Genomic DNA, 14,071 nt, shown 5'->3' on the forward strand with positions numbered 1-14,071 from the left:
TGTTGCGCGGCTCGCTATATATACGGTAGCGAATGCTTATGGCAGGGGTCTGCGGTCTGGATTAGAATGCCTGAGTGGTGCCGCAAGGCAAATGTAGGCGCTTGTCTATGAGTGAAGGAGTGGTGCTTTGAACAACAACATGTTTTCCAAGGCAGCAGTGTGGCTGGTAATCGCACTGGTGCTGTTTACGGTGTTCAAGCAGTTCGACAAGCCCCGTGTCCAGGAAGGCGTTTCCTATTCGCAGTTCATGGACGATGCGAAAAGCGGCAAGGTCAAGAGCGTCATCGTTCAGGGCCGGAATCTGACGGTCACCCCGGCGGATGGCCAGAAGTACCAGATCGTGTCGCCCGGCGACATCTGGATGGTCGGCGACCTGATGAAGTATGGCGTCCAGGTCAGCGGCAAGGCTGATGACGAACCGAACGCGCTCGTTTCCGCGTTGTACTACCTCGGCCCAACCATCCTGATCATCGGTTTCTGGTTCTACATGATGAGGCAGATGCAGGGGGGCGGCAAAGGCGGGGCCTTTTCGTTCGGGAAGTCCCGGGCGCGCCTGATCGACGAGAACAACAACGCCATCAATTTCTCCGACGTCGCCGGCTGCGACGAAGCGAAGGAGGAAGTCTCCGAGCTGGTCGATTTCCTGCGCGATCCACAGAAGTTCCAGAAGCTGGGCGGTCGTATTCCGCGCGGCGTGCTGCTGGTCGGTCCACCGGGAACGGGTAAGACGCTGCTCGCGCGCGCGATTGCCGGCGAAGCGAAGGTCCCGTTCTTCAGCATTTCCGGTTCGGACTTCGTCGAAATGTTCGTCGGTGTCGGCGCGGCGCGTGTGCGCGACATGTTCGAGCAGGCGAAGAAGCACGCGCCTTGCATCGTGTTCATTGACGAAATCGACGCGGTCGGCCGCCATCGTGGCGCTGGCATGGGCGGCGGCAACGACGAGCGCGAGCAGACGCTGAATCAGATGCTGGTCGAAATGGATGGCTTCGAGGCGAATTCCGGTGTGATCGTGATCGCCGCGACGAACCGCTCGGACGTTCTCGACAAGGCACTGCTGCGCCCGGGCCGTTTCGATCGCCAGGTGTATGTCGGCTTGCCGGATATCCGCGGCCGTGAGCACATCATGAAAGTGCATCTGCGCAAGGTGCCGATTTCGAACGATGTTGATGCAGCGGTGATTGCGCGCGGTACGCCGGGCTTTTCGGGCGCCGATCTGGCGAATCTTGTGAACGAAGCGGCGCTGTTCGCCGCACGCCGCGGCAAGCGCATCGTAGAAATGCAAGACTTCGAAGACGCGAAGGACAAGATCTTCATGGGTCCGGAGCGCAAGTCGGCTGTAATCCGCGAAGACGCGAAGCGCGCCACCGCGTACCACGAGTCGGGCCACGCGGTGATCGCGAAGCTGTTACCGAAGGCGGACCCGGTGCACAAGGTCACGATCATTCCGCGCGGACGTGCGCTGGGTGTGACGTGGCAGTTGCCGGAACACGACAATGAAACGTATTCGAAGGACTATCTGCTCGACCGTCTCGCGATCCTCTTCGGTGGCCGCGTTGCCGAAGAACTGTTCCTGAATCTGATCAGCACCGGCGCATCGGACGACTTCAACAAGGCGACCTCGACCGCGCGTGCAATGGTTGCGCGCTTCGGTATGACCGACGCGTTGGGGCCGATGGTCTACGTCGATGACGAGAACGATGCGACGCCATTCGGCCGCGGGTTCACCCGCACGATTTCGGAAGCGACGCAGCAGAAGGTCGATGCGGAGATCCGCCGCGTGCTCGACGACCAGTACAACCTGGCGAAGCGTCTGCTCGACGAGAATCGCGACAAGGTCGAAGCGATGACGGCAGCGCTGATGGAATGGGAAACGATCGACGCTGACCAGATCAATGACATCATGGCCGGCCGTCCGCCGCGCTCGCCGAAGAGCTCGCCGTCGCCGGGCGATGCGCCTACCGGCGGTAGCAGCCCGGGCACTGAGGTCAAACCGGGCAGCGCGACGGCACCGGCCTGATCGAGGCCATCTGCGTACACGGGCCGGTGTGATTCACACCGGCCCGTTTTGTATTTTTCGAGCCCGCTCGACCGGGTTTGTCGAACCGCTTTGTGCAACGGCTCATCTAACCGGGTTTATTCACTTGCGGTTATCCAACCGGGTCTATCCACTTTCAAGCACCTGCATTCGTGTCCATCCACGCACTTTCCCAAGACCACCCGGATCCGCTGCAATGCGGCCGCTTCACGCTGTCATTCGAGCGCCCGCTGGTCATGGGCATACTCAACGTGACACCCGATTCGTTTTCGGATGGCGGCAGCTACGTCACGCGTGCGGATGCGCTGCGCCAGGCCGAAAGGATGCTGCTCGAAGGTGCGGATATGATCGACATTGGCGGCGAATCCACCCGGCCGGGCGCGCCGCCCGTCGCGCTCGATGAAGAACTCGCGCGCGTCATCCCGCTAGTCGAGCAATTGCGCGGCGCCAACGTGCCGTTGTCGATCGACACATACAAGCCGGAAGTGATGCGCGCCGCGCTCGCGGCCGGTGCGGACATGATCAACGACATCTGGGGGTTCCGCATGCCAGGTGCGATCGACGTGGCGCGCGACAGCCGCTGTGGTCTTTGCGTGATGCACATGCTCGGCGAGCCGCGCACGATGCAGGCCGCTGAGCCTGTTTATCGCGACGTGGTTGCGGACGTTCGGGAATTCCTTGTCGAGCGCACGGACGCGCTGCTACAAGCGGGGGTCGCGCGGTCGCGCATCAGCGTGGACCCCGGCTTCGGCTTTGGCAAGACGGCCGAGCACAATTACACGTTGCTTGCGCATCTGCGTGAGACCGCACCGGGCGGCAAGCCGTTGCTGCCGATTCTCGCCGGCGTGTCGCGCAAATCGATGCTCGGCGCGGTGACAGGCCGCAGCGCCCCCGCTGAACGGGTCGCCGCAAGCATTGCGTCGGCGGTTTGCGCGGCTGAACAAGGCGCGTCGATCATTCGCGTGCATGACGTCGCACAAACGGTGGACGCACTAAAGATATGGTTGGCGACGCGCGCCGCGGTGCGCCGCAGCTGACCTCTTGAGGAGGAAACTACATCAATGACACGTCGTTATTTCGGTACTGATGGCATTCGCGGCAAGGTCGGTGAAGCGCCGATTACGCCCGATTTTGTCTTGCGGCTCGGCTACGCGGCCGGCAAGGTGCTGGCGGGCGCGGACCGCTGGGCGAAGAGCGGCACGCGCCCGACGGTCCTGATCGGCAAGGACACGCGCGTGTCGGGTTACATGCTCGAAGCGGCCCTGGAGTCGGGCTTCTCGGCGGCGGGTGTCGACGTGATGCTCGCAGGTCCGATGCCGACGCCCGGCGTCGCCTACCTGACGAGGGCGCTGCGGCTCGCCGCGGGCGTGGTGATCAGCGCGTCGCACAATCCCTACTTCGACAACGGCATCAAGTTCTTTTCCGCGGACGGCAACAAGTTGCCGGACGAAGTCGAAGCGCAGATCGAGCAGCAACTCGAATTACCGCTCGATTGCGCACCGTCCGAGCAACTCGGCAAGGCGCGACGCCTTGACGACGCCGCGGGCCGCTACATCGAGTTCTGCAAGAGCACGTTCCCGGCTAACTACGACTTGCACGGGATGAAGCTGGTCGTCGATTGCGCGCATGGCGCCGCCTATGACGTCGCGCCGCACGTGTTCCATGAACTCGGCGCGGATGTGGTCCCGATCGGGGTCGCGCCGAATGGCTTCAACATCAACGACGGCGTCGGCGCCACCGCCCCCGACGCGCTGATGCGCGCGGTGCGTGCGAACGGCGCGGACCTGGGCATCGCGCTGGACGGCGACGCGGACCGGCTGCAGGTGGTCGATTCGACTGGCCGTCTGTTCAACGGCGACGAACTGCTGGTCGTGCTCGTCAAGGACCGCATCGCAACCGACGGCAAGGTCGAAGGTGCGGTCGGCACACTGATGACAAACATGGCCGTCGAAGTCGCTTTGCAGCGCGCGGGCGTGAAGTTCGTGCGTGCGGCGGTCGGCGACCGCTACGTGCTCGAGAAACTGCGCGAGCATGGCTGGCAGCTAGGCGCCGAGGGCTCGGGGCACATCCTGTCATTGGACCGGCACACGACCGGCGACGGCGTCGTGTCGGCGCTGCTGGTGCTGGCGGCCATGCAGCGCAGCGGCAAGTCGCTCGCGCAGCTGCTGGACGGCGTGACGCTGTTCCCGCAGAAGCTGATCAATGTACGGATGCAGCCCGGCTCCGACTGGAAGGGCAGTGATGCGATCCGGCGCGCGATCAGCGCCGCCGAGGGCGCGCTCGACGGCAGCGGCCGGGTGCTGATCCGCGCGTCCGGCACTGAGCCGGTGTTGCGCGTGATGGTCGAGGCGGCGCGCGAACAGGAGGCGCTGGAGCACGCTGAAGCGATCGCGGAAGTGGTCCGGCAGGCCACCGCGTGAACCATCGGCGCCGGGCGCGCGCGAATGGCGCACGCTGACATGCTGCTTTCGCGACCTCATCAGCTAAATTTCACCAGGGCGGCCGTCTGTCCCTGACGGCCGTTTACGGCACGATTTTAGTGCCTCCTGTTGAGCATTCCGCCTGCTGTCAGGCACCGCGCAAGCCGCGTGAAATCGAACGCTCGGACAAATCGAACCGGAATCGCACGCTTGAACGCGAGCCACGAACGGGTGGACTGGCGAGCAATCCGCATGACCGACCCTTTCGTTAGCGTAATGAATTTGACACATAGACTTCACGATTAGTCACATGACTGTCACAAAGAGACCCTATTCTTCGCGGTGTCGTGTCATCCGCTCACACCACTGGAGGTCTCATGAAATTGATGCAAACCGCGTTCGCTGGCTTGGCTGGCGCGCTCTTCGCGATCGCAGCGCAAGCCGCCACGGATATTACTGGCGCGGGCAGCACCTTTGCAGCACCGATTTACACGAAATGGGCAGATGCCTATCAGAAGACGGGCGGCGGCAAGGTTAACTACCAGGGCATCGGCTCGTCGGGCGGTATCAAGCAGATCATCGCCAAGACGGTTGATTTCGCCGGTTCGGATGCACCGCTGAAGGACGACGAACTCGCGAAGGAAGGTCTGTTCCAGTTCCCGACGGTGGTCGGCGGCGTCGTGCCGGTCGTCAACCTGCCGGGCGTGAAGGCGGGCGAAATCGTTCTGTCGGGCGAGGTGCTCGGCGACATCTATCTGGGCAAGATCAACAAGTGGAACGACCCGGCGATCGCCGCGTTGAACCCGAAGGTGAAGCTGCCGGATACGGACATCGCAGTGGTGCGCCGTGCGGACGGTTCGGGCACGAGCTTCATCTGGACGAACTACCTGTCGAAGGTCAACGGCGAGTGGAAGTCGAAGATCGGCGAAGGCACGACGGTCAACTGGCCGACCGGTACGGGCGGCAAGGGTAACGACGGCGTCGCGGCCTTCGTGCAGCGTCTGCCGGGCGCGATCGGTTACGTCGAATGGGCGTACGCGAAGCAGAACCACATGGTCTACACGGCGATGAAGAACGAGTCGGGTGCGCTGGTCGAGCCGAAGACGGAAACCTTCAAGGCTGCCGCAGCGGGCGCAGACTGGTCGAAGACGTTCTACCAGATCCTGACGAACGAGCCGGGCAAGGACGCGTGGCCGGTCGTCGGCGCGACATTCGTGCTGGTGCACACGACGCAGGAGAAGTCGCCTGAAGGCCAGGAAACGCTGAGGTTCTTCGACTGGGCGTTCAAGAACGGCGGCCAGGCTGCTTCGGATCTGGACTACATCTCGCTGCCGCCGTCGGTGGTCGAGCAGATCAAGTCGCAGTGGAAGACGAAGGTGAAGGACGCTTCGGGCAAGTCGCTCGCAGCTGAGTAAGTCGCACTGAAGTGAAGTAAGCTGGATCGGTCGGCGATCGGTCCAGCTGAACCGACGCCGCGAGGATCAAACCCGCGGCTCGCTGCGTCATCAGTCATCGCAGCAACGGGCTGTTGGCAGTACCCGCCCGCCCTTTGGGCAGGCGCGAGGAACTGGCAGTAGGGCTCGCAGTCAACCGCGGTACACGCTGTCCGGCATCCTGCCGCGCGGCATCCGGAAACAGTTTCGACAGGCTCCCATGTCCGACATTCCAATCGTGTCGACCCCGCCAGGCAGCGCAGCGCAGAAAGCGCCCAGCCGCGCCGGCGACGTTATCTTCGGCAGCCTTGCGCGGCTTGCTGCTATCGTTACCTTATTGTTGCTCGGTGGCATTATTGTGTCGCTGTTTGTCGCGTCACTGCCCACCATCCAGAAGTTCGGCCTGAGCTTCCTGTGGACGGCCGACTGGGATCCTCCTTCCGAGCAGTTCGGCGCGCTGGTGCCGATTTACGGCACGATCGCCACGTCGGTCATCGCGCTCATCATCGCGGTGCCGGTCAGTTTCGGCATTGCGTTGTTTCTCACCGAATTGTCCCCGGCATGGCTGCGCCGGCCGCTCGGCATCGCGATCGAGCTGCTCGCCGCGATTCCGTCGATCGTCTACGGCATGTGGGGTCTGCTCGTCTTTGCGCCGATTTTCGCGGAGTGGTTCGAAAAGCCGCTCGGCAAGCTGCTGTCCGGCATGCCGATCGTCGGCGCGCTGTTCAAGGGCGCGCCGATCGGCATCGGCATCCTGTGCGCGGGCGTGATTCTCGCGATCATGATCATCCCGTACATCGCGTCGGTGATGCGCGACGTGTTCGAAGTCACGCCGGTGTTGCTGAAGGAATCGGCGTACGGCATCGGCTGCACGACCTGGGAAGTGATGTGGAAGATCGTGCTGCCATTCACGAAGAACGGTGTGATCGGCGGCGTGATGCTCGGCCTTGGCCGCGCGCTCGGCGAGACGATGGCGGTGACGTTCGTGATCGGCAACACGAACCTGCTCGACAATGTGTCGCTGTTCTCGCCGGGCAACAGCATTACGTCGGCGCTTGCCAACGAGTTCGCCGAAGCGAGCCCGGGCCTGCATACCGCGGCGCTGATGGAACTCGGCCTGATCCTGTTCGTGATCACGTTCATCGTGCTCGCGATTTCGAAACTGATGCTGCTGCGTCTTGAGAAAGGCGAGGGCACGAAGCGATGAGCCAGCCTCTGAACATGCCGGGCATGGCCGATCCGGCCACCCTCGAAAGAACCCGCAACCGGCTGCAAAAGCGCCGCCGGGTGACCAACGCGGTCGCGCTCACGCTGTCGCTCGTCGCGATGGCATTTGGCCTCCTCTGGCTGATCTGGATTCTGTACACCACGTTGCGTCTTGGCATCGGCGGGCTGTCGGTCGAACTGTTCACGCAGTCGACGCCGCCGCCGAATACCGATGGCGGCGGTCTGGCGAACGCGATTGTCGGCAGCCTGCTGCTGGTCGTGCTGGCGACGGTGATCGGCACGCCGATCGGCATCATGGCGGGCGTCTATCTCGCCGAGTACGGACAGAGAGGGCTGCTCGCGAGCGTCACGCGTTTTATCAACGACATCCTGCTGTCGGCGCCATCGATCGTCGTCGGTCTGTTCGTCTATGCGCTGGTCGTCGCGAAGATGGGGCATTTCAGCGGCTGGGCGGGTGTTGTCGCGCTCGGTCTGCTGCAGGTTCCGATCGTGATCCGCACGACCGAAAACATGCTGAAGCTCGTGCCGAACGCGTTGCGTGAAGCCGCGTTCGCGCTCGGCACGCCGAAGTGGAAGATGGTGCTGTCGATCACGCTGAAGGCATCGCTCGCAGGCATCGTGACCGGCGTGCTGCTCGCGGTCGCGCGCATTGCCGGCGAAACCGCGCCGCTGCTTTTCACGTCGCTGTCGAATCAGTTCTTCTCCTGGGACATGAACCAGCCGATGGCGAACCTGCCCGTCACGATCTTCAAGTTCGCGATGAGCCCGTTCGCGCAGTGGCAGTCGCTCGCCTGGGCGGGCGTATTCCTGATTACGCTCGGCGTGCTGGGATTGAATATCCTCGCGCGTACGATCTTCTCGAACAAGTAAGGGCGGAGCGATCCGATGAACATGGCAGAAAGTCACCTGAATCCCGTCGAACGTCCGGCCGCGCCGGCCGGCTTCGATCCCGCCCAGAACGGCCGCGCGCAAGCACCGTCGCGCCCGAAGATCGAAGTCAACAATCTGAACTTCTTCTACGGCAAATACCACGCGCTGAAGAACATCAACCTGCACATTCCCGAGGGCAAGGTGACCGCGTTCATCGGCCCGTCGGGTTGCGGCAAGTCGACGCTGCTGCGCACCTTCAACAAGATGTACGCGCTCTATCCGGAGCAGCGCGCCGAAGGCGAAATCCTGATGGACGGCGAAAACCTGCTGACGACCAAGCGCGATATTTCGCTGTTGCGCGCGCGTATCGGCATGGTGTTCCAGAAGCCGACGCCGTTCCCGATGTCGATCTACGACAACATCGCATTCGGCGTGAAGATGTTCGAGACGCTCACGCGCTCGGAAATGGACGACCGCGTCGAATGGGCGCTGACCAAGGCGGCGCTGTGGAACGAAGTGAAGGACAAACTGGGCCAAAGCGGTTACGGTCTGTCGGGCGGCCAGCAGCAGCGTCTGTGCATCGCGCGCGGCATTGCGATCCGTCCGGAAGTGTTGCTGCTCGACGAACCGTGCTCCGCGCTCGATCCGATTTCGACGGGCCGCATCGAAGAGCTGATCGCCGAGCTCAAGAGCGACTACACGGTGGTGATCGTCACGCACAACATGCAGCAGGCTGCGCGCTGTTCGGACTACACTGCGTATATGTATCTCGGCGAACTGATCGAATTCGGCGACACCGAAAAGATCTTCATCAAGCCGGTACGCAAGGAAACCGAAGACTACATCACCGGTCGTTTCGGTTGAGTGATGGCAATGAGGCAGCTAGCGAAGGGAGTCCATGATGTCCGATAAACACCTGTCCAGCCAGTTCGACGCCGACCTGAACCTGCTTTCGTCGAAGGTGCTCGAAATGGGCGGCCTCGTCGAAGCGCAGATCGTCGACGCGATGACCGCGCTCAACAACTTCGATCTCGAAGTCGCCGAAAAGGTGATTGCGGCCGAAGAGCGCCTGAACGGCATGGAAGTCGAAATCGACGAAGAGTGCAGCAACATCATCGCGCGCCGCCAGCCGGCCGCGCGCGACCTGCGCCTGCTGCTCGCGATCTCGAAGACCATCACGAACCTCGAGCGCGCCGGCGACGAAGCGGAGAAGATCGCGAAGCGCACGAAGCGCCTGATGGAAGACGGCGCGTCACGCACGATCAACATCGCGGAAATCAAGTTGTCCGGCGAAATGGCGGTGTCGATCCTGCGCCGCGCGCTCGATGCGTTCGCGCGCCTCGATACCGTGGCGGCCGCGCAGATCGTGCGCGACGACAAGGCGATCGACGAGGAATTCCGCGCATTCGTGCGCAAACTGATCTCGTACATGACCGAAGATCCGCGTTCGATCTCGGTGGGGCTCGATTTCCTGTTCATCGCCAAGGCGATCGAACGGATCGGCGACCACGCGAAGAACATCGCGGAATTCATCATCTACATCGTGAAGGGCACGGATGTGCGGCACAAGTCGCGCGACGCGCTCGAGCGAGAGGCGCTCAGCTGACACGCCAGCCAAACGATTGGCGAACGTGCTCAGCTGCAGGCCCTGATCGATTTCTGTTAAGAGCTCACGAGGCACCGATGCCCAGCAGTATCCTTATCATCGAAGACGAACCCGCGATTTCCGAACTGATTTCGGTCAATCTTCAACATGCAGGACACTGCCCAATCCGCGCGTACAACGCGGAACAGGCGCAAAACCTGATTAGCGACGTGCTGCCCGACCTCGTCCTGCTGGACTGGATGCTGCCGGGCAAATCCGGAATAGCGTTTGCACGCGATCTGCGCAATAACGATCGCACCAAGCATATCCCGATCATCATGCTGACCGCGCGCGGCGACGAGCAGGACAAGGTGCTCGGCCTCGAAATCGGCGCCGACGACTACGTGACGAAGCCGTTCTCGCCGAAGGAACTGATGGCGCGCATCAAGGCGGTGTTGCGCCGCCGCGCGCCGCAGCTGACCGAAGACGTGGTCGCGATCAACGGGCTCAAGCTCGATCCATCGACGCACCGGGTCGCCGCGCACGCGCAGGGCAGCGAGATCAAGCTCGATCTCGGGCCGACGGAGTTCCGTCTGCTGCACTTTTTCATGACGCATCCGGAGCGCGTGCACAGCCGCACGCAACTGCTCGACCAGGTGTGGGGCGACCACGTGTTCGTCGAAGAACGCACCGTCGACGTGCATATCAAACGGCTGCGTGCCGCGCTCAAGCCGGCTGGCTGCGATGCTATGATCGAAACGGTCCGCGGCAGCGGCTACCGGCTCGCAAAGAGCGCCTGAGACTATCCAGGGGCTACAAGGGTTACCTGAACGCGCGCCGGACCTGGCGCGAAAAGGGCCTCGCATGCCGCTCGTCGTTATTTCTTCGATCGCTGGAACATGAACATCATCTGGGCGCGCTCCCTCGTTTCGCTGGTGCTGCTCGCTGTTCTGTGCGTGTTGGTCGGAGTGCTGTTCAGCGTCAAGGTGGCGCTGATCCTCGCGATCGTCGTGCTGCTTGCACAGGGCGTCTTCAGCACGTTTCACAAACAGCAGTTGTGGCGTCTGCTCGATGCGCCGGTATACGGCGAAGTGCCGAGCGCACCGGGCATCTGGGGCGAAATCTATTACCGGCTGCACAAGCTTGCGAAGCGCTGGCACGCGCAGGTGCGGCAGGTCGAGCAGCAGCACTCGCGCTTTATTCAGGCCATCCAGGCGTCGCCGAACGGCGTCGCGATGCTCGATGATCACGACCAGATCGAATGGTGCAATGCGATCTCCGAACAGCATTTCGGGCTCGACGCAAAACGCGATCTGCGTCAGCACATTACGCATCTGGTGCGCCGGCCCGATTTCGTCCGTTATCTGAACACGCGCCAGTATGACGAAATGCTGATCATGCGCGGGATGGGCGAGCGGCGGCAGCACGTGCTGTCGGTGCAGGTGTTTCCGTACGGCGACAATCGCAAGCTGCTGCTGTCGCAGGACATCACCGAACTGGAACGCACGGACTCGATGCGGCGGGATTTCGTCGCGAACGTGTCGCATGAGTTGAAGACACCGCTCACGGTATTGGCCGGCTTTCTGGAGACGATGCGCGAGCTGCCGCTCAACGACGCCGAGCGCTCGCGCTACCTCGAACTGATGGAGCAGCAGGCGTCGCGGATGCAGCATATCGTGCGCGACCTGCTCGTGCTCGCGACGCTCGAAGGCGACAGCAAGCCGCCCAGCGAGCAGATGGTTGATATGCGCGCGGTGCTGCGGCACCTGAAGGACGATGCGGAATCGCTGTCCGCCGGCCGGCATCGCGTCACCTTCGACATCGATGAAGGCTTGACCGTGACCGGCGTCGAGACCGAGATTCTGAGCGCGCTCGGCAATCTCGTGACGAACGCGATTCGGTATACGCCTGATGGCGGATCGATTCACGTAAGCTGGCACGCGCAGGGCTCGCAAGCGGCATTCTCGGTGGTCGACAGCGGTCTGGGCATTCCCGCTGCCGATATTCCGCGGCTCACCGAGCGTTTCTATCGCGTCGATCGCAGCCGCTCGCGCGACACGGGCGGCACCGGCCTCGGACTGGCGATCGTCAAGCATGTGCTGCAACGGCACGACGCACAACTCGAAGTGAAGAGCGAAGAAGGGCGCGGCAGCACGTTCACCGCGCGCTTCCCGGCGTTCCGCACCGCGCGCCGCCAACCGGCGCCGGCCTGACCGCCCGCCGCCGCGCCCCACAAACCACAAACCACAAAAAAGCCCGCTGCGTTGCTTGCGCAGCGGGCTTGATTCATCGACGTTGCGGCTGCGTCAAAGGTGCATCCGCGAACCTCTCCGTCAGGAACAGAACTTCGTCAGAAGACTCATCTGCGCGTTGCGCGACGACTTGCCCGGCCGTCGCCGGCGATAGTGACCGTCGCTGTGCATCAGCCATGCTGCCTGATTGTCGCCGAGGAAGGCCGACAGCCCCTCCGCGATCACGCGCCGTTTCAGCCGCCGGTTGTTGATCGGGAATGCGACTTCGACGCGGCGGAAGAAGTTGCGGTCCATCCAGTCGGCGCTCGACAGATACACCTGCTCCTTGCCGTTGTCGTAGAAGTAGAAGATGCGGTGATGCTCGAGAAAGCGCCCGACGATCGAGCGGACCGTAATATTCTCCGATAGCCCCGGCACGCCCGGCTGCAACGCGCAGACGCCGCGCACGATCAGGTCGATCTTCACGCCCGCCTGCGACGCTTCATACAGCTCGGCAATCACAGTCGGTTCGAGCAGCGCGTTCATCTTCGCGACGATGCGCGCGCGCTTGCCGGCGCGCGCATGTTCGGCTTCGGCGCGAATCGAATCGACCAGGCGCGGGTGCAGCGTGAACGGCGACTGCCACAGTTCGTGCAACGTCAGCTCGCCGCCGATGCCGGTCAGCTGCTGGAACACGTGGTGCACGTCTTCGCAGATCTGCTGATCGGCGGTCATCAGGCCGAAGTCGGTGTAAAGACGCGCGGTGCGCGGGTGGTAGTTGCCGGTGCCCAGGTGCACGTAGCGCTTGAGCATCGACTTGCCCGCCTCGGACACGCGCCGCACGATCAGCATCATCTTCGCGTGGCATTTGTGGCCGACCACGCCATAGACCACGTGCGCACCGACGGCTTCGAGCTGCGCGGCCCAGTTGATGTTGGTTTCCTCGTCGAAGCGCGCGAGCAGTTCGACGACCACCGTCACCTCCTTGCCGTTGCGCGCCGCCTGCATCAGCGCGTCCATCAGCGGCGAGTCGGTGCCGGTGCGGTAAATGGTCTGCTTGATCGCGACGACGTTCGGGTCCTTCGCCGCCTGCAGCAGCAATTCGAGCACCGGCTGGAAGCTCTCGTACGGGTGATGCAGCAGCACGTCGCCCTGATCGATCACGTCGAACAGATTCGCGCTGGTCGCGATTTGCGGCGGCGTGGCCGGAATATGCGGAACGAACTTGAGGTCCGGGCGATCGACCATCTCCGGCAATTGCATCAGCCGCACCAGATTCACCGGGCCGTCGACGCGATAGCAATCTTTCGCTGACAGTCCGCTTTCGTCGAGCAGGCGCCGCACCAGGTGCTCGGGCGTATCGGCCGACACCTCGAGCCGCACCGCATTGCCGAGGTGGCGCGCCGGCAGCTCGCCTTGCAGCGCCACCCGCAGATTGGTGATTTCGTCTTCGTCGACGAACAGCTCGCTGTTGCGCGTGATGCGAAACTGGTTGCAGTTGCGCACCATCAGATTCGGGAACAGCTCGTTGACGAAGCGCTGCATCAGCGAGCTCAGCAACACAAAGCCATGCGAGTAGCCGGACAGTTCATGCGGCATCCGCACCAGCCGCGGCAATGCGCGCGGCGCCTGGACGATGCCCATGACCGCCTGGCGGCCGAACGCATCTTTCCCTTCGAGTTCGACGACGAAGTTCAGGCTCTTGTTGAGCACACGCGGAAAAGGGTGCGCGGGATCGAGACCGATTGGCGTGAGCACCGGCAGCAGTTCGTCGAAGAAGTAGTTGCGCGCCCATTCGGTCTGCGCATCGCTCCATGCTTCGGTGCCGTGAAAGTAGATGCCTTCGTCTTCGAGCGCGGGCAGCACCGTTTCATGCAGCATCGCGTATTGACGGTGCACGAGCTTTTGCGCCCGCTCAGCGACCAGATCGTACGCGTGTTGCAGCGACATGCCGTCCGGCGACAGTGCGCCGGGATTGTCGCGCATCTGTTCCTGCAATCCGGCCATGCGGATTTCAAAGAACTCGTCGAGGTTGCTGCTGGTGATGCAGATGAAGCGCAGACGTTCGAGCAACGGAACCGCCGGGTCGGCGGCTTGCGCGAGTACGCGCTCGTTGAAACCCAGAATGCCCAGTTCGCGGTTCAGAAGAGGGTAGCGGATGGACATCGGCAGCGTGGATGGTTCGGACCAGGATTCGAAAGGACGTTCGGAAATTCTCACGGATTGATGATATTTTTGTGACATTCACAGTTGCCACAAATTTTAGCGCT

The 14,071-nt window shown here is 62.6% G+C and carries 11 protein-coding genes; 10 read left to right on the plus strand and 1 reads right to left on the minus strand.

Translation table 11 applies throughout. From position 1 onward, the window contains the following. The first annotated feature begins 127 nt into the window (after positions 1 to 127). The 10 genes from ftsH (at position 128) to phoR (ending at position 11,783) form a co-directional block, all read left to right on the plus strand. Positions 128 to 2,017: an ATP-dependent zinc metalloprotease FtsH gene (gene ftsH / locus HV796_RS10280; protein ID WP_175226359.1), complete on the plus strand. Its 1,890-nt coding sequence runs from the start codon at positions 128 to 130 to the stop codon at positions 2,015 to 2,017. 170 nt (positions 2,018 to 2,187) lie between these two features. Next, a complete protein-coding gene (gene folP, locus HV796_RS10285) occupies positions 2,188 to 3,072 on the plus strand; it encodes a dihydropteroate synthase (protein WP_446687028.1) in 885 nt (294 codons plus the stop codon). 24 nt (positions 3,073 to 3,096) lie between these two features. Continuing rightward, positions 3,097 to 4,455, plus strand: coding sequence for a phosphoglucosamine mutase (glmM, locus tag HV796_RS10290; RefSeq protein WP_175226360.1), 1,359 nt, complete (start codon positions 3,097 to 3,099; stop codon positions 4,453 to 4,455). A 377-nt stretch (positions 4,456 to 4,832) separates the two neighbouring features. After that, positions 4,833 to 5,870, plus strand: coding sequence for a phosphate ABC transporter substrate-binding protein PstS (gene pstS / locus HV796_RS10295; protein WP_175226361.1), 1,038 nt, complete (start codon positions 4,833 to 4,835; stop codon positions 5,868 to 5,870). Positions 5,871 to 6,108: 238 nt separating this feature from the next. Further along, on the plus strand, positions 6,109 to 7,095 hold the full coding sequence (gene pstC / locus HV796_RS10300) for a phosphate ABC transporter permease PstC (protein ID WP_175226362.1): 987 nt from the start codon (positions 6,109 to 6,111) through the stop codon (positions 7,093 to 7,095). Beyond that, positions 7,092 to 7,985, plus strand: coding sequence for a phosphate ABC transporter permease PstA (pstA, locus tag HV796_RS10305; protein WP_175226363.1), 894 nt, complete (start codon positions 7,092 to 7,094; stop codon positions 7,983 to 7,985). Before pstC ends, pstA begins: the two co-directional genes overlap by 4 nt. A 15-nt stretch (positions 7,986 to 8,000) precedes the next feature. Next, a complete protein-coding gene (pstB, locus tag HV796_RS10310; RefSeq protein ID WP_175109329.1) occupies positions 8,001 to 8,849 on the plus strand; it encodes a phosphate ABC transporter ATP-binding protein PstB in 849 nt (282 codons plus the stop codon). A gap of 37 nt (positions 8,850 to 8,886) precedes the next feature. Beyond that, on the plus strand, positions 8,887 to 9,591 hold the full coding sequence (gene phoU, locus HV796_RS10315; protein WP_175226364.1) for a phosphate signaling complex protein PhoU: 705 nt from the start codon (positions 8,887 to 8,889) through the stop codon (positions 9,589 to 9,591). Positions 9,592 to 9,668: 77 nt separating this feature from the next. After that, positions 9,669 to 10,370: a phosphate regulon transcriptional regulator PhoB gene (phoB, locus tag HV796_RS10320; protein ID WP_134193017.1), complete on the plus strand. Its 702-nt coding sequence runs from the start codon at positions 9,669 to 9,671 to the stop codon at positions 10,368 to 10,370. A gap of 99 nt (positions 10,371 to 10,469) precedes the next feature. Then, positions 10,470 to 11,783, plus strand: a complete 1,314-nt coding sequence (phoR, locus tag HV796_RS10325; protein ID WP_175226365.1) for a phosphate regulon sensor histidine kinase PhoR — start codon at positions 10,470 to 10,472, stop codon at positions 11,781 to 11,783. 120 nt (positions 11,784 to 11,903) lie between these two features. On the opposite strand, the gene ppk1 is transcribed toward phoR, so the two are convergent. After that, complete coding sequence (ppk1, locus tag HV796_RS10330; RefSeq protein ID WP_175226366.1) at positions 11,904 to 13,967, minus strand: polyphosphate kinase 1; 2,064 nt, start codon at positions 13,965 to 13,967, stop codon at positions 11,904 to 11,906. Positions 13,968 to 14,071: the final 104 nt, after the last annotated feature.

Origin of the sequence: Paraburkholderia humisilvae (assembly GCF_902859855.1) — a bacterium.
GTDB classification, from domain to species: Bacteria; Pseudomonadota; Gammaproteobacteria; order Burkholderiales; family Burkholderiaceae; genus Paraburkholderia; species Paraburkholderia humisilvae.